Below are 18,748 nucleotides of genomic sequence, written 5' to 3'. Positions count from 1 at the left end.
GTTCAATCCCTGTCGCGTCCACCATTCTCTCATACATCGGCAATCCCTAACCGAACGCCTCGCGGTGTGCGGCTTTTGCTGTTCTCTTTCTACGGTCTGGCTTACATCCGCATCACCGGATGCAGAGGGGCATTCGTCGAGGGAACTTCAAGTATGAGTACTTCCATGAAGGTGGTGCGCCGTACCCTGCTGGGTGCGGTCGGCTTTGCGGCACTGGGGGGCTTTGCACCCTCCAGCGACAATCAGGCGATTGCCATTATTGGCGCGACGGTCTTCGACGCGACCGGCTCTGCGCCCCACGCCGCCAATGTGATCATCCGAGACGGAAGAATCGCCGCTGTAGGTCCCGACGTGCGGGCACCGCGTGGAGCGCGGGTGATCCGTGCCGAGGGCAAGGCCTTGCTTCCGGGGTTCTGGGACGTTCACACCCACTGGACGCCCGGCGGTGATCCCGCAATGACGCCAGACGTGGCGACCGCTTACGTTCAAGCGGGCGTGACCACGGTGAACGACTTCCATCAGCCGCCCGAGAGCTTCGAACCCCGCCGTCGCTGGCTGTCGCAACTGGCAACGCCGCACGTCAATCTCACAGCGCGCATGTCCACGCCGGGCGGACATGGAGCGGATTGGGCGGATCAAAACACGACGCGCTGGGCCAATACCCCCGAAGCCGGACGTGCGGGCGTTCAGGCCATCACGCCTTATCAGCCGGACCTGATCAAGGTCTTTGCCGATGGTTGGCGCTATGGCCAGTCGGCAGATAACACCAGCATGGACGAATGGACCCTGAAGGCCATCGTCGACGAGGCCCATGAGGCGAACCTCAAGGTCGTGACCCACACGGTTACAGTCGAACGCGCCAGTTTCGCGGCACGCGCCGGTGTCGATATCATCGTCCACAGCCTGCAAGATCGCGAACTGGATGACGCCACTGTCGAGGCAATGAAAGCCGCACGCACGGCCTATGCGCCCACGCTGGCCGTTTATGAACCCGTCAAACCGGGACAGGCGGCACCGTCGGATCCTGACAGCCCGCGCTTGCGCCAGTCTGTTCGCAAATTTGGCTACGCGCTTTCGAATGTGAAGCGCCTGCACGACGCAGGCATCCTGATCGCGCTCGGCACCGATGCTGGCATGACGGGCACGCCACATGGCTCCTCGACCCTGCACGAGATGGAGTTGCTGGTTCAGGCGGGACTGACGCCGACTGAGGCCCTCATGGCCGGTACCGCCAATAGCGCGCAGGCCATGGGCATGATCGCGGACCGCGGCACCATCGAGGTCGGCAAGCGGGCTGATCTGGTGCTGGTCGATGGCCGACCGTGGGAACAGATTTCGGATGTTCGCAAGACCCACGCTGTGCTGATCGACGGCAAGGTGGTCCACGGGTTGGGTGTCGCATTGCCGCAAGCGAACCGTCAGCCTACCTTACCGCCCGTAAAGGTCGGCGCGACGGTTGATGACTTCACGCGCCCCGATGGCCGCACCAATCTGGATACGCTTCGCGTCGAGGACTTCGACGGGGGGCAGGATCGCACCAGCCAGATCAGCCAGATCGTGACCGGCGAAGACGGCACCCGCTATCTGTCGATCGCGGCCCGCATGTCGCAAAAGTACAGCCCGACTGCTGGCGTAATCTTTCCGATGGCACGGGGCGGCATCGAACCTGCGGACCTGTCCGGATACCGCGGCATCAGGCTGAAGGTTCGCGGGGACGGCATGCCGTATGATCTGCGACTGCGCGGTCTGGCGGGATCTTGGACCGGCCGCTTCAATGCCTCTTCGGAGTGGGCCGAGATCGAGGTGCCGTTCGATGCACTGACCCCCGTGGCTCTGCGCGACGGTGGTCAAGGTGCTCCGTTCGACGCCACCCACATCTTTGACTTGCGCTTGGGCATGGTGCGCGAAGGCGGTAGCCGCGCATGGCTCGAAGTCGGCAGCATCAGTTTCTACTAAACAATGACAAAAGCCCCGCCGGATCATCCAGCGGGGCTTTTTTTATTCAGTAGCTCAGGCGAACGCCTGCGCGGACGGTGCGCGGTGCGGTGTATCCGGCCACGCCGGTGGCGGTCATCGAGGTCTCGATTTCCTCGTCCAGCAGATTATCCGCCGCCAGCCAAATCGCCGCATTGGGCACGACCTGCCATTCGGCGCGGGCATCGACCGTCCAGCCCGCCTTCAGGACGCGAAGATTCAGATCGTCGTCATAGCGATCGGATTCGTAGCGGGCGGTGACTGCGAGCATTAAGGTCGGGGTTGCCTGCCAGTCGGCCCCGACATTGCCGCTCCATTCAGGAGCCTGTGCGGGACGAAGTCCCGTCAGTTGCGTCGCCGCCGATCCGCCGTCCATTTCGGCATCGGTCCACGCCAGGGCACCGCGTACGGTCAGGGTGTCCGCGATGCGATACTCACCGGACAGTTCGACGCCGACGGCCTCGACGGTGCCGGCGTTCTGGCGCTGTCGCAGGACGCCCCCATCGGGCACAAAGCCTGCGCGGGGGAATGTTCCGGGTCCTTGCGCCAGCGTGACGTTTACAACGACATCCTCGATTGTATTGGCAAAGACCGACGCGCTGAGGGCGTGGCGCGTCCCTTCGTGGCCCACCCCGATATCGAGACCCTTCAGTTTCTCCGGCACCAGTGCGGCATTGGCTTCGGTCAAGTCATTGCCCACGCGGAAAGGCCGGTGAAGCTCGTTAAGGGTAGCGGGCCGGAAACCTGAATAGGCCGCCGCGCGGGCACTCCAGCCGTTGCCCATGGCACGCCGGATACCGAAACGGGCGCTCATGACCTCGTCGCGGCGTTGCTCTTCGCTTTCGTCCAGCGTGACGGCACCGGTTAGCTGGTCGTCTTCGATGCGGAAGCCGCTCTTGTTTTCCCACTGGTCCAAACGAAGCCCGCCCGCCAGCAGCCAAGGGCCTGCGCGCCACGAGGCATCGACGTAGCCGCCGACGACCGAGGCCTCACCACCCGCTCTGCGGCCCCGCGTGAACTCGCCCTGCATGTAGCGGAACAGTTCCTGTGTCTCGCCGTCATTGAAGCGGGCGTCCAAGCCAACTTCCCACTGCATCTGGCCGGAGGCCAAACCTGTCTCGCCGCGAAGGGCCGCATTGGCACCGCGCCCTCTGGCGGGCGTGCGGTACTGAACATTCGCAGGTGTGACGGTGTTGCGATCCGCCGAAACCGCACCGGAGCTGTTGAACAGATTGCTCTGGATCTCCCACGCCTGAAGCTTCCACGAGAGGCCGTCGGCACCGATCGAGCGGGCCAGTGTTGCTGACACACTGTGGCCCGAGGCGTTGGCGCGGTTGGATCCCAGTCCCGAGCCCCGGTCTTCTTCCCAGCCCGCCGCACGGATAGACAACTGGACGTCATTGTCGAAACCGTAGTCCAGACGGCCCGAAAGGGTCTGGTTCAGCAAATCCATGGGCACGTCTGCCAAACCTGCCGCAGGACCGCGCACGGGCACATAGCCATCACTGGTCTCGTGACTGCCTGCCAAGGTAACGGCGGCGCGACCAGCCTGCACGCGGCCCAGCGCGGCGGCCCTCAAAGCGCCACGGCTCCCCGCAGAAAAATCGAGCAGCCCGCCTTCCTGATCACTCTCTTCAAGGCGGACCGTTCCGGTCAGCGCCCCTGCGCCATAGGGGCCAGAGCCCGCGCCTCGCACAAGGTCCAGTCGCTCTATGCCCTCGGGAATGATCTGGCCCCAGATGACCCAGCCGCCAAACGGATCATTGATCGGCACGCCATCCAGCGTCACCAGTGCGCGTCCCGCCCCTGTGGGAGCAATAGCGCGCAGCGACAGCCCCTGCGTGGTCGGATTTGCAGCCAGGCTGTCGGCGCGACGGAACAGAGTGGCGGCGGGTACGCTGCCCAAGGCCTGATCAATGCGCTGGCTGCGTCGGACCTTCTCCGCGTCGATCTGCACTTCGGCAAAGGCGGCTTCAGCCGACAAGGGCGGTATGCGTGCGGCCCTGACTATGATTTCCGCCACGCGTGTCGGCTCTTGAGGTTGAAGGGCCGGTTCGAGCGGTAGATCGATCATGAAACAAATCTCTGTCGTGTTACGCGAAGCCACCTTGGCAGTATGTGCACGCCTACACAAACCAAGGGCTGGTCAGGGCAAAGAAAAACCCCGCCGACAATGCCGACGGGGCTCTCTATTTCTAAGGTCGCTGACCGATTAGTTGGTCGCAGCCGGAGCAGCCGGAGCGGCAGCAGCGCCGTCACGGATGGCGTCCGCCTTCTGGTCGGCATTATCTTCGACAGCGTCAGCCTGGGCGTTCAGAGCGTCCTTGGCAGCGTCGGTCGCAGCAGCGTCAGCTTGATTTTCAAGCTGGGTCACGGCGACGTCGGCGTTGGCTTCAACAGCATCAGCCTTGGCATCTGCTTCTTTTTCAGCGGCGTTCTGGCAGGCAGCCAGGCCAGTCATAGCAGCGACGGTCAGGGCGGCGAGTACGATCTTGCGCATGGGTGCTCCTTGCGGATGGAAGTGCAAAAAACATAAACGCCGTTATGTGCCGAAGGGTTCACGGCGGCGTGATAAGTTTTTTACCACGCGACCCAAACTTGGCGCCAACGGGCCCAAATACTGCCACGTAGCCTAACTGCGGTACGGGACAAACCGGCGTTTATGTTTGTTATTGGACTTCGCTGATCGACAGCTTGCCGGGGATGGGGTCATCGCCGAAGGTGCCGACCCAGATGTCATAGACACCGTCCATAGCATCGCGGAACACAACACGCGGGTTGTTGCCGCCGCCACTGTCATCATCGCAGTACCACGAACCATCCGGCGCATTGATGACCAGAGTGGTGTCGCCCTTCGCACGGAAGGTGAAGGTCAGCGGGAAGTTGCCGCCGTCGCGATAGGTGACCTCATAGTCGGGGGCGGAGGCGATTACGCCAGCGCACGAGGAATCGAGGTTGGAAGCGCGGATGGTGCCGCCTGCGGTAATGTCCACGACAGCCGGATCGGGGGTGAAGCCCGAACGCAGGATGACTTCGCCGAACGTCGCCTCGGCGCTGGTATCGACGCCATCGCTAGAGCCCGCGCTCTCGCCGCTGATCTCGGAAATCTCGAGCCTTGCCGAGACAGTGTTCTCGCCAACGGCACCAACCCAGATGGCGTAGCTGCCAGAGCGCGGCGAGCCGTAGGACACTTCCGGGTCAAAGCTATTGGTATCGTCGTTGCACTGCCAGTTGCCGCGCGGATCACGCACCACCAGAGATACATCGGAATCCGACGAGGCGCGGATATACAGCGGCATGTCGTCAGCGGAGTAGTTCACGACATAGTCGGGGTTGCCACCGATATTGCCGACACAGTCGCTGGCATTGACGCGCGAAGCGTCAATCGGGCCGCCCGCCGTCAAATCGACGGTGTGGGGATCAGGCGTGAAGCCTGCGGACAGACGGGCAGTGCCGTAGACGGGCGTCCCGCGCCAATCCTGAGCCTGAGCCGAAGTTGCCAGTGCTGCCATAACCAGACAGGCACCCAGCACAGGACGGATCATTCGCGACATATTTAATCTCCGAGACGAACACTGTGTTCGATTTTGGACAGCTGTAATCTTATAGAGCCCAACCCACAAAACACTCCCATGTTATCGGGGTTCATTTCGGAAAGGTGACTTCGTCATTTTACTTTTCGCGGGCGTGCAACACGTCCAGTACGTCCTGCAGTTTCATGCCGCGCGCGTAGAGCAGGACCAGCAGGTGGTAGATGAGATCGGCCGCCTCGTTGGCGACTTCCTCATCGGGGCCTGCGGTGGCGGCAAGCGCGGTCTCGACGCCTTCTTCGCCGACTTTTTGTGAAATGCGTTTGACGCCCTTTTCGACCAGTCGCGCGGTCCAACTTTCGGAGGGATCAGCCTTGGCTCGAACGGCAATGGTGCGTTCCAGCTTGGCCAACTGGCCTACGCCCGGTGCTGCCTCGTCAGCAAAGCAGGACGGGCGGCCAAGATGGCAGGCGTTTGCGTTGACCGGACGGACCTTCACCACAACCGCATCGGCATCACAGTCCGGCGTCACCGAGACGACATTCAGGAAGTCGCCCGAGGTCTCGCCCTTGCGCCAGCGCCCGCCACGCGAGCGCGAGAAGAAAGTGGCCTGCCCACTTTCCAAAGTTTCCTTCAGGGCTGCCTCGTCCATATAGGCGAGGGTCAGCACCTGAAGGGTATCCGCATCCTGCACCACGGCGGGGATCAGACCGTTACCCTTGGCGAAGTCGATGGCGGACACGTCCACGGAATTTTTCAGATCGCTCATATGCGTACCTCCACCCCGTTCTGGTCGAGGTAGGTTTTGAGATCGGGGATGGCGATAGCGCCGGAGTGGAAGACGCTGGCCGCCAGTGCGCCGGAGACATCGGCGTCTTTGAAAGCCGACAGGAAATGCTCCATCGCGCCAGCGCCGCCAGAGGCGACCAGCGGGATAGTTAGGCGCTCGCGCACCGCTGAGAGTTGGGCAATATCATAGCCTTTGCGCACGCCGTCCTGATCGATGCAGTTCAGCACGATTTCGCCTGCACCAAGCTTCTGGGCTTCGAGAATCCAGTCGAGCGTCAGCTTGCCAGCGCCTTGGCGGGCGTTGGGATCGCCGGTGTATTTGTGGACCTTCCACTCACCATCCTGAAACGCGCTGTCGACACCAACCACGACACACTGGCGACCCAGAACCTGCGCCATCTCGGCAATGAGTTCGGGGCGCTCCAGAGCGGGCGAGTTGATGGACACCTTGTCCGCGCCGTGGTCGAGGCAGCGTGCGGCCTGTTCGACCGTGCGGATACCGCCCGCGACGCAGAACGGAATGTCCAGCAACCGCGCGATGTCCTGTACCCACGAATAGTCGAGGGTGCGGCCTTCGGGGCTGGCGGTGATGTCATAAAAGACCAGCTCGTCCGCCCCTTCGTCGCGATAGCGGGCGGCCAGTTCGGCGGCATCGCCCATATCGACGTGGCCTTCGAAGCGCACGCCTTTGACGACGCGACCGTCCTTCACGTCAAGACAGGGGATAATGCGGCGAGCCGTCATTATGAAACAGCCTTGATCGCTTCGGCGACGGTGAACTTACCCTCGTAGATGGCGCGACCGGTGATGGCACCGTCACAACCGATATCGCGGGCGGCCTTCAGGTCCTTGACGGTCGCAACGCCGCCAGAAGCTTGCAGCTTCAGATCGGGGCGACGGCGCAGGGCCTCGCTGAGCAGGTCAAGGTTCACGCCCGTCAGGGCACCATCGCGGCTGACGTCGGTCATCAGGACGTGACGCAGCAGCTCCGGCGGATAGCGGTCCAGCACGGTCCAAAGGTCCACACCTGCAGACTGGGTCCAACCCTTCAGTGCAGGCACAGGAAGGCCGTCTTCGTATTTCACGTCCAGGGCCAAGGTGATGGCTTCGGGGCCGAACTGGTCGAGCCAAGCCAGAACCTGATCGGACTGGGTCACGGCCAGCGAGCCGACCACGACGCGGGCGACGCCGTTGCCGAGCAGGCGTTTGATATCGTCCTCGGAGCGAACACCGCCGCCGCACTGGATTTTGACGTCCACGGCTTTTGCCATGTCCCCGACCAGTTCGTACTGACGGGCACCGCCGGCCTTGGCACCGTCGAGGTCAACGATGTGCACCCATTCGGCTCCTTCGGCGGCAAAGGCGGCGAGGCGGCTGGCGGGGTTGTCGTCGTAACGGGTGACCTTGTCGAAGTCGCCGTGCATCAGACGCACCGCAACACCGTCTTTCAGGTCAATGGCGGGATAGATGATCATGCGGGCAACTCGAGGAAGTTTTTAAGGATACGCGCGCCGGTCTTGGCCGAGCGCTCGGGGTGGAACTGGCAGCCCCAGCGGTTCTTGTGATTCACCACTGCGGGCACGGGCAGGCCGTAGTCGGCTTCGGCAATGGTCGCCTCGCCATCGGGGCAGACAAAGCCGTGGACGAAATAGGCCCACTCGCCATCGTTGACGCCTTCCAGCAACGGATCGTCACGACGCTTGGTCAGGCGGCTCCAGCCCATGTGGGGGGACGGCATGGAGGGTTTGGGCTCGATAGCAGTAACGCGACCGGGGATGAGGCCCAGCATCGGCACATCGCCGTCCTCGTCAGACGCTTCGAACAAAAGCTGCTGCCCCAGACATACGCCCATCAGCGGGCGTTCGAAGGCCCGCAAGGCCTCGACCAATCCGAGGGCCTCCAGACGCTTCATGGCGTAGCCCGCCGCGCCGACGCCTGGCAGGATGACACGCTCGGCATCCAGTACATCGACCGGATCTGCCGTCACGCGAACGCGTGCGCCCAAGCGCTCCAGAGCAAATCGCACAGAGGCGATATTACCGGAGCCGTAACCGATCAGGGTGACGTTGCTCATAGAACACCCTTGGTAGAAGGGATGGCGTCGCCCTCGACCTTGATGGCCTGACGCAGCGCACGGCCAAAGCCCTTGTAGCAGGCCTCAGTCTTGTGGTGATCGTCGGTTCCGGTGACCTTGATATGCACCGCCGCACCCAGGTGCTCGGCCAGCGAGCGGAAGACGTGGGCGGTCATGTCGGTGCGATAGTCGCCGAGGAAGGGCGTATCGAACGTGCCTTCGAACACAGGGAAGGGACGGCCTGACAGGTCGATAGAAACAACCGCATTGGCCTCGTCCATCGGCAGGACAAAGCCGTAGCGCTGGATACCCTTACGCTCGCCTAGAGCCTGTTTCAGCGCTTGGCCCAGAGCGATGGCGCTGTCTTCGATGGTGTGGTGCGGATCGGTGTGCAGGTCACCCTCGCACTTCAGGCGCAGTGAAAAGCCGCCGTGTGCCGCGATCTGTTCCAGCATGTGGTCAAAGAAGCCGACGCCGGTTTCGATTTTGACCGGACCGGTTTCATCAAGGTTCACCGCGCAGACGATGCGCGTCTCCTTGGTGTCGCGGACGGACTGGCCGATGCGCGGAGCGCGGGCCTTGGCGATGTTCAGACCAAAGGCCGCCAGCAGGCGGTCGTTGACCTCGGCCTTTAGCGAAATGGGCAGGCGCAGACGGTCGCCGTCAATGTCGGCCGCAATACCAAAAGCTTTAAGCTGACCCAGCGAACCGTTCAGGTCCTCGGGGCGGGCGATCAGCACCGGACCCACACCCTTATCGACGGGGACAACGCGTGCCAGTTCGCGCTCTACGCGCTCGCGTTCGCGACGGACGGTGGCAATCCGCTCCTTGCTTTCCAGCAGGCGCGACGGGTCAAGAACCTGCATAGCCAGCTTCACCAGGGGGGCGGGCAGGGCATAGGGCTCCAGCACCGAAGCCAGACGCGCCAGCGTGTCGGCCTGACCGATGGCAGCGCCCACGCGTGCTCCGGCCAGACCATAGGCCAGCGACAGGCTGCGCAGGACGACAAGGTTTGGATTGTCGCCAATGACCGTGGTGGCCGAGGTGGCATCCGAAAACTCGATCACGCCTTCGTCCACGACCAGCAGGCCGGGGGCGACGCGGGCAGCCATTTCGGCAATGGCCTCGACCGATCCAATGGCGCGGGCGATGACTGCCAGCGGCTCGCCACGGTCCGGATAGATAGCCGACAGAGTGGTGTAGGGCTCGGCCTTGGGGGCTTCGACTGATCCACCGTCACGAGCGGCCAGACGGTAGACCAGTTCCAGCGCGTGGGTCAGGCCGCGAACGGGCAGGACCTGCTCGGTCTCCACGCCATAGATTTCGGCCATGCGCGCGGCCAGTGCCGACGGGTTGGACGGATAGCTGTCCAGACCTTCGGCACCGGAGACCAGTGGGGCATACGGGGCGGGAAGGCTCATGCCTCGCTCCTGTAGTCTGCGGCGCGGGCGTGGCCTTCGAGGCCTTCCAGTCGCGCAAGGCGGGCGGCAATCGGGCCAAGGGCGCGGGCACCCTCTTCGTTGACGTATTGCACCGACATCGAGGTCATGAAGCTGGCGGTGGTCAGGCCACCCAGCGTGCGCGCTCCGCCATCGGTCGGCAGGACGTGGCTGGGGCCAGCGGCATAGTCGCCCAGCGTCTCGGCGGCCCAGCCCCCGACGAAGATGGCACCGGCGGCTTCGATGCGGTCGACCAGATCACCGGCGTCCTCGGTCTGCAGCGCGAGGTGTTCGGGGCCATACATATTGATGACCTCGATCACGTCATTCGGATCGCGGGCGAGGATGGCGCGGGCCTCGGAAAGCGAGGCGCGGGCGATCTCTTCGCGCGGCAGGGTGGAGACCTGTTCCTCGACCTCTTCCAGAATGGCGGTGAGCGCCGTTTTGGTCGTGGCGACGAGGATGACCTGTGCGTCCTTGTCGTGCTCGGCTTGGCTCAGCAGGTCGGCAGCGGCGATGACGGGATCGGCGGCGCTGTCGGCCACGACCATCACTTCGGACGGACCGGCAGGCATGTCGACGGCAGGACCGGCGGGCAGGGCGTTGGCCTGTTTCTTGGCCTCGGCCACATAGGCATTGCCCGGACCAAACAGCTTGTCACAGCGCGGAATGATGCCGTCTTCCAACTCGACGCCAAAGGTCAGGGCGGCGATGGCTTGAGCACCGCCGATGGCCCAGATGGCATCTAGGCCAGCCTCGGCGGCGGCGATAATCATCGCAGGGTGGACCGAGCCATCCTTGGACGGCGGGGTGACGACGACGCGGGTTTTAACGCCTGCGACCTGCGCCGGAATAGCCTGCATCAATAGCGACGAAAACAGAGGTGCCGTGCCGCCGGGCACATAGATGCCCGCAGCGCCAATGGCGCGCCATGCCAGCTTGGAGCGCACACCTGCCGTTGTCTCGATCAGGGCGCTGTCCTCGGGCTTGGTGGCCTGATGGAAGACGCGGATATTTTCGGCGGCCATGCGTATGGCGCGGGTGTCGGCAGGGGCCAGTTGATCGCGAGCCGCGTTCAGCGTCTCGTTATTGATCGCGATACGGCGCGGCGGGGCACCGTCCAGCTTGATGCACCAGTCATTGACCGCAGCACCGCCACGCAGCGCCACGTCCTGCATGATCTCGCGCACCACGCCGGTGACGTCTGCCGCCGCGCGGTGGGCGGGACGGGCCAGAGCCTCGCGCTTTTGGGCTTCGTCCAGTTGGGACCAGTCGAACGTCTTCATCACATCATCTTCTCGATGGGCAGGACGAGGATGGCCGAGGCACCAACGGCCTTCAGCTTCTCGAGCGTCTCCCAGAATACAGCTTCCTGACACACGGCGTGCACAGCAACCGCATCATCACGACCGGCCAGCGGCATGATGGTCGGCGAACCGGCACCCGGCAGGATGGCGATGATCTCGTCCAGCGCCGCGCGCGGGGCGTTCATCATCACATATTTCGCACCTGACGAGGCGATCACGCCCGACATGCGCTCCATCACGCTGTCCAACAGGTCGGCCAGTTCCGGCTCCGGAGCCTTGGGCGATTTGATCAGGACGGCCTGGGATTCAAACACCGTGTCGCGGGCGACAAGGCCGTTGGCCTCCAGTGTTGCGCCGGTGGAAACCAGATCGCAGATGGCGGCGGCCAGCTTCATGCGCGGGGCCACTTCCACTGCGCCGCGCATCAGCACGACCTCGGCCTTGACGCCTTCGGCTTCCAGATAACGTTTCAGGATGTTGGGATAGGAGGTGGCGACGCGCTGACCTTCCAGATCCTTGGCGCCATTCCAGTCACCCGGCAGGGTGGCCAGCTTCAGCGTGCAACGGCCAAAGCCCAGCGGCATGACGATCTCGGCGTTCGGGCCACCGTTTCGGCCTTCCTCCAGAACGTTCTCGCCGACGATGCCGAGATCGCAAACGCCATCGGCCACGAAGGTGGGGATGTCGTCGTCGCGCACGCGGATCAGATCGATGGGATAGTTTTCGACGCGATACAGCAGTTCGTTATGACCCTTCACCCATTTCAGGCCGGCGTCGCGGATCAGGTCCAGCGAGCGGTCGGCCAGACGGCCGGATTTCTGAATGGCGATACGGAGCCGACCTTGTGCGGTGCTCATGGGATTACTTTCTCGGGTCAGAATTCAGTCAGCGGAGGCGATGCGGTCCAGGGCGATGCGATAGCCCTGATGCGGCATGTCCTTCAGATAGCGGGCGACGCGGACCACGGTGGTGGGGCTGGCCCCCGCCTCTGCAGCGATCTCGCGATATGACTTGCCCCCCGCATCCAACAGACGCGCGACCTGCAGGCGCTCGGTAAAGGCGCGAAGTTCCGCAGGGGTGCAAAGGTCGGCCAGCAAGGCGGCCATCTCCTCGCGCGACTGCATGGACAAAAGCGCGTCCAGCAGCGCCTCGCGGGCGGCGTCTTTCGGAGGATTGGCAAGGGTGTCTGTCATGTCGCGCGTTTCACTATGCTGTAACAGTGGAACAGTCAACCCCGCCTTTGTCGGGCGGTACTAAAGAAAAAATGGATGCGCTAATGAGAACTGTTATCAATTTACTTGCGGCAGAATGTCGCTGTGCTATTGCGAGCGCCTCTCATTGTTACTCAAAGGCGACCCCCGATGACCGACTCCCGCGCTCTCGCAATCAAGGCTTTGTTTATGGCCGGAGGCGCAGCCGGTATTCTGGGTTCGACCCCCGTACTGGCCGAAGCCAACGAGGGCGTTGTCGTTGCCGAGGTCAGTCAGGATGCTACCAATCTCGGCACCATCGACGTGCATGGTCGTAAGGTCCGCCGCGAGCCGACCGGTCCGGAGTTTGTCGCGCCGCTGGTGGATACCCCGCGCGCTGTGACCGTGATCCCGCAGCAGGTCATCGAGCAGACCGGAGCCATGTCGCTTCAGGATGTCCTTGCCAACTCGCCGGGCATTACGCTGGGCGCAGGCGAGGGCGGCCAGCCTCTGGCCGATCGCCCGATCATCCGCGGTCAGGCGTCGGGCAACAATATCTTCGTCGACGGCCTGCGCGACAGTGGGGGTCAGCAGCGCGAAGTCTTCAATCTGGAACAGGTCGAAGTCGTTAAGGGGCCGGACGCTGTTTACTCGGGTCGTGGCTCTGGCGGTGGCAGCATCAATCTGGCCACCAAACAGCCCCGTCTAAACAACTTCACCCACGTTTCGCTGGGAGCCGGAACCGACGCCTATCTGCGCGGCACCATCGACACCAACTATAGGATCAGCGACAACGCCGCCCTTCGCCTGAACATTATGGGCGCACAGGGCGATGTCGCCGGACGTGACAGCGTCGATTACGACAAGTGGGGCCTCTCGGCCGCTTTTGCTGCGGGTTTGGGGACCGACACCACCTTCACCGTCGGCTATTATCATCTGACCTCGAACCAGATGCCGGATTACGGCCTGCCGCTGTTCACCAAGACGGGCGTGCGCGATGACGAGAGCGGCGTGCTGAATGTCCCGCGCGATGCCTTCTACGGGGTCAAGGACCGCGACTATCTGGAAAACAAGGTCGATACCTTCACCGCCATCTTCCAGCATGATTTCAGTGACAACCTGCGCATCCGCAATGTCACCCGCTATTCGGAAACGCTGAACGACTACGTCGTCACCAATCCGGGCGATGGCGGCAATGTCACCAATGGCGGCGTGGCCAATGTCGGTGGCGTGTGGTGGATGAAGCGCGGTACCAAGTCGCGCTGGAACCCGACCGGCACCGTCGCCAACGTCACCGACCTCACGGGCTCGTTCGAGCACGGCAATATCACGCACACCTTCAATGCAGGGCTGGAGCTGTCGCGAGAGAAGAACCGCAACGCCTCCTACGCGATCACCACCACCGGCGGCTCGGCCTGCCCCGCGCCGTTGACGGGGTATGACTGCACGCCGCTCTATGCACCCAACACGTCGGATAGCTGGCAAGGGACGATCGAGCGCAGCCTCGTCTCGCGCAATTCGACCGATACGCTGGCGGTCTATGCGTTCGACTCCATCAACATCGGCGAAAAGCTGATCCTGAACCTTGGCGTCCGCTATGACGATTATTCGGTCGACGGGGTGGACGCGTCGGGCACCCTGACAGCTCCGGTTTATACCGTGAACGGTGGCGACTGGTCCTTCACCAACTATCAGGTCGGCGTCGTCTATAAGCCGACGCAGAACTCCAGCGTCTATGCGTCGTGGGCCACGTCTTCGACCCCGCCGACCATCTCTGCCGGTGACCAGAACACCACGGGCGTCGGCTCGGGCAATCTGGCCGGCACGCTGTTGGAGCCGGAAGATACTGAGAGCTTCGAGATCGGTGCCAAAGCCACCCTGTTCGACGACCGGCTTGCGCTCGGTGTCGCGGCCTTCCAACTGACGCGCGAGAACGCGCAAATCCTCGTCGCTCCGAACATCTACGAGCAAGCCGGCGAGGTCGAGGTCAAGGGCGTCGAGCTATCGGCGTCGGGCAACATCACCGACAAGTGGCAGGTCTTCGGCGGCTACACCTGGCAGGATTCCGAACTGGTGAAGGGGGCCTACAACAGCACTGTCATCGGCGAGCAACTGGCCAACACGCCGGAACATTCGGTCAGCCTGTTCACCACCTACCGCCTGCTGCCCAAGCTGACGGTTGGCGGCGGCGTCTACTATGTGTCGAAGTCGTGGGGCGGTAACCAGAACGGTGCGGGCGGCGGGACCAATCGCGTCTATGCGCCGGAATATACCCGCGTCGATCTGATGGGCACTTACGACATCAACGACACGGCCTCGCTGACCCTGAATGTGAAGAATGTCGGCGACGAGCGCTACATCATGCGCACGAACGGTGTGCACCATGCCGACGTGGCACCGGGCCGCTCGGCCATGCTGACGCTGAACCTGCGCTACTGATATCCACCAATGACCTGAACAGTGGCCCTGTCATCCAATGGATGGCAGGGTCATTGCCTTGAGGAAGTGAGTTTCGCCATGCTGCTGCATATCCCTGCCGTCTTTTCCAAAGACGAGGTGAAGGCCCTTCGCGCTGTGCTGGATCGCGGTCCGTGGGCGGACGGCAATATGACCTCGGGTCACCAGTCTGCCACAGCCAAGCAGAACCATCAGCTTCCCGAAGACAGCGCCGAGGCGCGCGAGGTACAGGGCATTATCACCCAAGCCCTCTATGCCAACCCGATGTTTATGTCGGCGGCGCTTCCGCACACGGTCTTTCCGCCCCTGTTCAACCGCTATGAGGGCGGCGGAAACTTTGGCACCCACGTCGACAGCGCCATCCGCCAGCGCGGCAATGTGCGCATCCGCAGCGACCTTTCGGCGACCCTCTTCCTGTCCGAGCCTGAAGACTATGACGGTGGCGAACTGATTATCGAGGAGATGTACGGCGAACAGAGCGTCAAACTGCCGGCGGGCGATATGGTGCTCTATCCGTCCAAGAGCCTGCACCGAGTTACGCCTGTGACGCGCGGGGCACGGGTCTCCAGCTTTTTCTGGCTACAGAGCCTGATCCGCGACGATGCAGACCGCGAAAGCCTGTTCCGGATGGACGTGGCCATTCAGCGCTTGAACATTGAACGCGGGCCGAAAGATCAGGCCGTCATCGAACTGACCGGCGTCTATCACAACCTGTTGCGGCGCTGGTCCGAGGTTTAATAGACGTCGCGGCGATAGCGTCCGGCGTCGGTTAGGCCCTGCAGTCGCTCCTCGCCCAGCACGGTTTCCAGCGCGGCGTGAACGCCCTTGGACATGCCCTCCAGGCTGCCGCAGACAAAGATATAGGCCCCGCGATCAATCCAGCGCTCGATGTCGCGGGCGTTCTCTGAGATCAGGTGCTGGACATAGCGGCCATCGCCTTCGTCGCGTGACCATGCCTGATCCATGCGGGCCAGTATGCCTGCGGCCTGCATGGCCTTCAGTTCCTCGCCGAAGAAGTCGTCATGGGCACGGGTGCGCTCGCCGAACAGCAACCAAGCCTGACCTTTGCGTTCGACTTTCAGGTGGGCGCGCAGGCCCGCGATGCCGGTGCCGTTACCAATCAGGATAATCGGGGCTGCGGACGGAGCAGGCCGGAAGCTGCGGTTCGGGCGAATGCGCATGTCGACGACATCGCCTTGAGCAAGGTCGCGGATCAGCCAGCCTGACCCCAGACCATAGCTTCCATCCGGCGCGGTCATCAGGCGCACACAGAACTCGGCCCCGTTATCGGCAGGGACCGAGGCGAGGGAATATTCGCGCGTCACGCGCTCGCCTACAGCATCTGAAGGCAGGGCGAACTCGGCGATGTCACCGGCTTCCCATTTGGGCGAGTGGCCGACGGGCTGGAAAACCAGATGCCACGCCTCGCCGCCGGGACTGCCGGGGTTCAGGTGCACCTTGCGAACCAACTGCCACCGATCATAGGCGGCGGGTACCCATGCGTAGAGGTTCTCGGTCCCTGCCATTTCCGCCAGTTGCTGCTGCCAAAGGGTCAGTGCGGCAGGGTCGTTGTTATCAACCTCGATGCGGGGGAAGAGGGGTTTGGCACCGCTATCGCTCGCCCATGCGTCGATCTGGCGGCCAAAGGCACAATAGCGATCATAGGATTTGTCGCCCAGCGCCAGCACAGCAAAGCGCAGGTTTGGCAGGGCGGCGCTGTGCGTCATCTGGCGACGCAGGAAGCCTGAGCCATTGTCAGGGGCATCACCTTCACCGGTCGTGGATGCGATGAACAAGACCTTCCGGGCGGACTTTAGTGCAACGTCATCCAGTTCTGACAGGGGAACCGGCCGTGCCGCGGTGCCGGCATCGGAGAGGGCCTGCGCGCTCTGCCATGCCAGTTCCTCGGCCGTGCCGGTCTGGCTGGCGTAGGCGATCAGAACGGTGTCGGTTGCCGTTTGACCCAAGGCTGCCGCACGAGCCGTTACAGCGGCCTGTTCCCGCCTGACCATCACAATGGTCCAGCCAACGAGAGCCAGCCAGAGGCCGACACAGATAGCGGCACAGATCCAGTGCAGGGGGCTATGGGTCACGGACGATATCGAAGGGCTTTAAGCCTCTTCCTCCATCATGGCGGCATAGGCGGGCGTGTAGTGCTCGACCAGTCCGCGCTCGGTACGCTCTACAAGGTGGGCCGCCAGACCCATTGCTTGGGCAAAGCCCAATCCATCGACCGGACCCAGGACAGTCAGTGCCGTGGCAAAGGCGTCAGCACGCATGGCCAGCGCGTCAAAGACCGTCACCTGCGCAAGCTGATTGGAAACGGGGCGGCCCGTCGAGCCGTCGACGGTATGGCTATAGGCCGTTCCGTTGTGACTGAAGGTGCGGCGCCAGTCGCCCGAGGTCGCAACAGCCAGATTATAAAGGGCCGCCACGGTGCGCGGTGCTGGAGAGCCTTCGGCCGCTTCAATCTCGACCCACCAAGGCTGGGCATCGGGTTTTACGCCGACGCCTTTCAACTCGCCGCCGATCTCGACCAGATGCGAGGTTGCACCCAGCGCAGTCAGACGATCCGATACGCGGTCTACGGCATGGCCTTTGGCGATGCCGGAGAAGTCGAGTTTCATTCCCCCGATTTGCAGCGCCGCCTGTTGTTCGCGGTTGAGACGCAGCCTGTTCCAGCCGCAGACCGAGCGTGCTGCCTCGATGTCGTTTTGCGACGGGATTGGCAGTAGGGCTGGGCGCGGGCCGGGCGGGCCAAAGCCCCACAAATCCACCAGCGCCCCGAGCGTCGGATCAACAGCGCCGTTCACGTCGTCCGCCAACTCCAGAGAGGCGATCAGCAGTTCCCAGAAGTCGTCGGAAAGCGGCACAAAGCCTTCTGCGGCGCGGTTGAAGCGGGAGATTTCGCTGTCGGCGACCCACGGACTGAACAGGGCAATGATCTGCGCCAATTCGTCCTCGATGGCCGTGCGGAAGGTCTGCAGGTCACCACCCGGCGGCGGTACAAACCGCACCTGCCAGGTGGTTCCCATGCTGGTGCCGTCCAGCGACCAGACCAGATCACTGGGCGGGCGCTCCGGTCCCCCTGCCACGGCCGGGATCAGCACGCGGTTTTCGCCAAAGTCGTTGGCGACCGGATCGCCGATGACAATCGGGGCAGGGGAGGAACTGGAGCGCTTCATGCTTACGGAAGGACTTCGATCGTGCCGTTGTACGAGGCGTTGGTGCCCGGTTGGCCGTTTGCACCGTCCGTGCGGACCGAGGCACCAATCCAGTGCAGACCCGAAGCGGCCCACGTCACCGAGAAGGTGCCGTCAGCGGCGGTCTTGGTGGCGACTTCTTCGGTTGCCGTGCGGTAACGCTGACCTTCACGGGCGATGGTTACGTCGACATTGGCAGCAGGCTGACCGTTCAGCAGCAGTTTGAAGGTCGAGGCTTCGCCTTCGGCCGCGTCGTTCGGGTGCGATACGGGGACCAGTTCCAGACCTTGGCCGGTCGGGGCCAGAGCGGTCTCGTTCGGGTTGCCCAGCGTCACGAAGGTTTCGGTGCGGGTAAAGGTGCGCGAAGCCTGAACATTGGTGGCATCGGCCGGAATGGCGGTTGCGAAGTCCGCTTCGCTGCCGCGGAAGCGCTTACGCTCGCCGCCTTGCTCGTACATGGCCATGAAGCCCTGCGCGACGTTGGCGACGCGATAAGTGCCTTCCTGCTTCAGCTCGATGTCGAACATCGAACGGTAGCGGCCCGTCGCAGAGTTCTTGGCTTCCAGCTTGGAGCCATCCGGCGCGATGATCTGCAGGTCCGAGAAACGCATGGCTGCGTGGTCCGGCTGGAACACGACGTTGGACATGCCGGCGTCGAAGCCGACCCATGCGTCATTGCCCGACAGAACCGTCGAAGTCGGGGCGATCCATGCGCGGTGCGCCTGAGCCGCCATCGGGGCGGCGAGTGCGGCGGTCAGGGCCAGCAGTGCGAGGGTCTTTTTCAT

The 18,748-nt window shown here is 63.2% G+C and carries 17 protein-coding genes; 3 read left to right on the top strand and 14 right to left on the bottom strand.

Annotated features, from left to right (window positions below; all coding sequences use genetic code 11):
* Nucleotides 1–153 precede the first annotated feature (153 nt).
* The gene (locus OB03_RS05830) at nt 154–1,956 is read left to right on the top strand and encodes an amidohydrolase family protein (RefSeq protein WP_461343505.1); all 1,803 of its coding nucleotides are present in this window, start codon (nt 154–156) and stop codon (nt 1,954–1,956) included.
* A gap of 46 nt (nt 1,957–2,002) precedes the next feature.
* On the opposite strand, the gene OB03_RS05825 is transcribed toward OB03_RS05830, so the two are convergent.
* The 11 genes from OB03_RS05825 to OB03_RS05775 form a co-directional block, all read right to left on the bottom strand.
* Nucleotides 2,003–4,048 (bottom strand): TonB-dependent receptor, encoded by a 2,046-nt coding sequence (locus tag OB03_RS05825; protein WP_461343504.1) that lies wholly within the window; start codon nt 4,046–4,048, stop codon nt 2,003–2,005.
* A 138-nt stretch (nt 4,049–4,186) separates the two neighbouring features.
* Nucleotides 4,187–4,474, bottom strand: a complete 288-nt coding sequence (locus OB03_RS05820; RefSeq protein WP_242914449.1) for a hypothetical protein — start codon at nt 4,472–4,474, stop codon at nt 4,187–4,189.
* Nucleotides 4,475–4,643: 169 nt separating this feature from the next.
* Nucleotides 4,644–5,528, bottom strand: a complete 885-nt coding sequence (locus tag OB03_RS05815; protein ID WP_242914450.1) for a peptidase — start codon at nt 5,526–5,528, stop codon at nt 4,644–4,646.
* Between the two features lie 118 nt (nt 5,529–5,646).
* On the bottom strand, nt 5,647–6,273 hold the full coding sequence (gene hisIE / locus OB03_RS05810; protein WP_461343503.1) for a bifunctional phosphoribosyl-AMP cyclohydrolase/phosphoribosyl-ATP diphosphatase HisIE: 627 nt from the start codon (nt 6,271–6,273) through the stop codon (nt 5,647–5,649).
* On the bottom strand, nt 6,270–7,037 hold the full coding sequence (hisF, locus tag OB03_RS05805; protein ID WP_242914452.1) for an imidazole glycerol phosphate synthase subunit HisF: 768 nt from the start codon (nt 7,035–7,037) through the stop codon (nt 6,270–6,272). Before hisF ends, hisIE begins: the two co-directional genes overlap by 4 nt.
* Entirely contained in the window at nt 7,037–7,768 is a 732-nt protein-coding gene (gene hisA, locus OB03_RS05800; RefSeq protein WP_242914453.1) for a 1-(5-phosphoribosyl)-5-[(5-phosphoribosylamino)methylideneamino]imidazole-4-carboxamide isomerase, read from the bottom strand. Before hisA ends, hisF begins: the two co-directional genes overlap by 1 nt.
* On the bottom strand, nt 7,765–8,367 hold the full coding sequence (gene hisH, locus OB03_RS05795; RefSeq protein ID WP_461343502.1) for an imidazole glycerol phosphate synthase subunit HisH: 603 nt from the start codon (nt 8,365–8,367) through the stop codon (nt 7,765–7,767). Before hisH ends, hisA begins: the two co-directional genes overlap by 4 nt.
* Entirely contained in the window at nt 8,364–9,788 is a 1,425-nt protein-coding gene (gene hisB / locus OB03_RS05790; protein WP_461343501.1) for an imidazoleglycerol-phosphate dehydratase HisB, read from the bottom strand. The genes hisH and hisB overlap by 4 nt, the downstream gene beginning before the upstream one ends.
* Nucleotides 9,785–11,092, bottom strand: a complete 1,308-nt coding sequence (gene hisD / locus OB03_RS05785) for a histidinol dehydrogenase (protein ID WP_461343500.1) — start codon at nt 11,090–11,092, stop codon at nt 9,785–9,787. The genes hisB and hisD overlap by 4 nt, the downstream gene beginning before the upstream one ends.
* Nucleotides 11,092–11,970 (bottom strand): ATP phosphoribosyltransferase, encoded by an 879-nt coding sequence (gene hisG / locus OB03_RS05780; RefSeq protein ID WP_242914457.1) that lies wholly within the window; start codon nt 11,968–11,970, stop codon nt 11,092–11,094. The genes hisD and hisG overlap by 1 nt, the downstream gene beginning before the upstream one ends.
* A 24-nt stretch (nt 11,971–11,994) precedes the next feature.
* On the bottom strand, nt 11,995–12,306 hold the full coding sequence (locus tag OB03_RS05775; RefSeq protein ID WP_242914458.1) for a YerC/YecD family TrpR-related protein: 312 nt from the start codon (nt 12,304–12,306) through the stop codon (nt 11,995–11,997).
* Between the two features lie 168 nt (nt 12,307–12,474).
* Between OB03_RS05775 and OB03_RS05770 the strand changes: the two genes are divergently transcribed.
* Both OB03_RS05770 and OB03_RS05765 read left to right on the top strand, forming a co-directional pair.
* Nucleotides 12,475–14,742 carry a TonB-dependent receptor gene (locus tag OB03_RS05770; protein ID WP_461343499.1) on the top strand — a complete coding sequence of 756 codons (2,268 nt, stop codon included), beginning with the start codon at nt 12,475–12,477 and terminating at the stop codon, nt 14,740–14,742.
* Between the two features lie 78 nt (nt 14,743–14,820).
* A complete protein-coding gene (locus tag OB03_RS05765; RefSeq protein WP_461343498.1) occupies nt 14,821–15,498 on the top strand; it encodes a Fe2+-dependent dioxygenase in 678 nt (225 codons plus the stop codon).
* Here OB03_RS05765 and OB03_RS05760 read toward each other — a convergent pair.
* The 3 genes from OB03_RS05760 to OB03_RS05750 are packed head-to-tail and all read right to left on the bottom strand — an operon-like array spanning nt 15,495 to nt 18,748.
* Entirely contained in the window at nt 15,495–16,853 is a 1,359-nt protein-coding gene (locus OB03_RS05760) for a sulfite reductase subunit alpha (RefSeq protein WP_461343497.1), read from the bottom strand. The genes OB03_RS05765 and OB03_RS05760 overlap by 4 nt on opposite strands.
* 18 nt (nt 16,854–16,871) lie before the next feature.
* Nucleotides 16,872–17,945: an FAD:protein FMN transferase gene (locus OB03_RS05755; RefSeq protein ID WP_461343496.1), complete on the bottom strand. Its 1,074-nt coding sequence runs from the start codon at nt 17,943–17,945 to the stop codon at nt 16,872–16,874.
* Nucleotides 17,946–17,947: 2 nt separating this feature from the next.
* On the bottom strand, nt 17,948–18,748 hold the full coding sequence (locus OB03_RS05750) for a DUF4198 domain-containing protein (RefSeq protein ID WP_242914463.1): 801 nt from the start codon (nt 18,746–18,748) through the stop codon (nt 17,948–17,950).

Source organism: Brevundimonas sp. GN22, assembly GCF_054824005.1.
This window is presented reverse-complemented; position numbering and strand designations above follow the sequence as displayed.

What these genes read in the sequence shown, in the direction of transcription:
- OB03_RS05770 (WP_461343499.1), top strand. Translation starts at nt 12,475, where the DNA reads ATGACCGACTCCCGCGCTCTCGCAATCAAGGCTTTGTTTATGGCCGGA.
- hisA (WP_242914453.1), bottom strand. Translation starts at nt 7,768, where the DNA reads ATGATCATCTATCCCGCCATTGACCTGAAAGACGGTGTTGCGGTGCGT.
- OB03_RS05830 (WP_461343505.1), top strand. Translation starts at nt 154, where the DNA reads ATGAGTACTTCCATGAAGGTGGTGCGCCGTACCCTGCTGGGTGCGGTC.
- hisH (WP_461343502.1), bottom strand. Translation starts at nt 8,367, where the DNA reads ATGAGCAACGTCACCCTGATCGGTTACGGCTCCGGTAATATCGCCTCT.
- OB03_RS05765 (WP_461343498.1), top strand. Translation starts at nt 14,821, where the DNA reads ATGCTGCTGCATATCCCTGCCGTCTTTTCCAAAGACGAGGTGAAGGCC.
- hisD (WP_461343500.1), bottom strand. Translation starts at nt 11,092, where the DNA reads ATGAAGACGTTCGACTGGTCCCAACTGGACGAAGCCCAAAAGCGCGAG.
- hisF (WP_242914452.1), bottom strand. Translation starts at nt 7,037, where the DNA reads ATGACGGCTCGCCGCATTATCCCCTGTCTTGACGTGAAGGACGGTCGC.
- hisIE (WP_461343503.1), bottom strand. Translation starts at nt 6,273, where the DNA reads ATGAGCGATCTGAAAAATTCCGTGGACGTGTCCGCCATCGACTTCGCC.
- OB03_RS05775 (WP_242914458.1), bottom strand. Translation starts at nt 12,306, where the DNA reads ATGACAGACACCCTTGCCAATCCTCCGAAAGACGCCGCCCGCGAGGCG.
- OB03_RS05750 (WP_242914463.1), bottom strand. Translation starts at nt 18,748, where the DNA reads ATGAAAAAGACCCTCGCACTGCTGGCCCTGACCGCCGCACTCGCCGCC.
- OB03_RS05815 (WP_242914450.1), bottom strand. Translation starts at nt 5,528, where the DNA reads ATGTCGCGAATGATCCGTCCTGTGCTGGGTGCCTGTCTGGTTATGGCA.
- OB03_RS05825 (WP_461343504.1), bottom strand. Translation starts at nt 4,048, where the DNA reads ATGATCGATCTACCGCTCGAACCGGCCCTTCAACCTCAAGAGCCGACA.
- hisB (WP_461343501.1), bottom strand. Translation starts at nt 9,788, where the DNA reads ATGAGCCTTCCCGCCCCGTATGCCCCACTGGTCTCCGGTGCCGAAGGT.
- OB03_RS05755 (WP_461343496.1), bottom strand. Translation starts at nt 17,945, where the DNA reads ATGAAGCGCTCCAGTTCCTCCCCTGCCCCGATTGTCATCGGCGATCCG.
- hisG (WP_242914457.1), bottom strand. Translation starts at nt 11,970, where the DNA reads ATGAGCACCGCACAAGGTCGGCTCCGTATCGCCATTCAGAAATCCGGC.
- OB03_RS05820 (WP_242914449.1), bottom strand. Translation starts at nt 4,474, where the DNA reads ATGCGCAAGATCGTACTCGCCGCCCTGACCGTCGCTGCTATGACTGGC.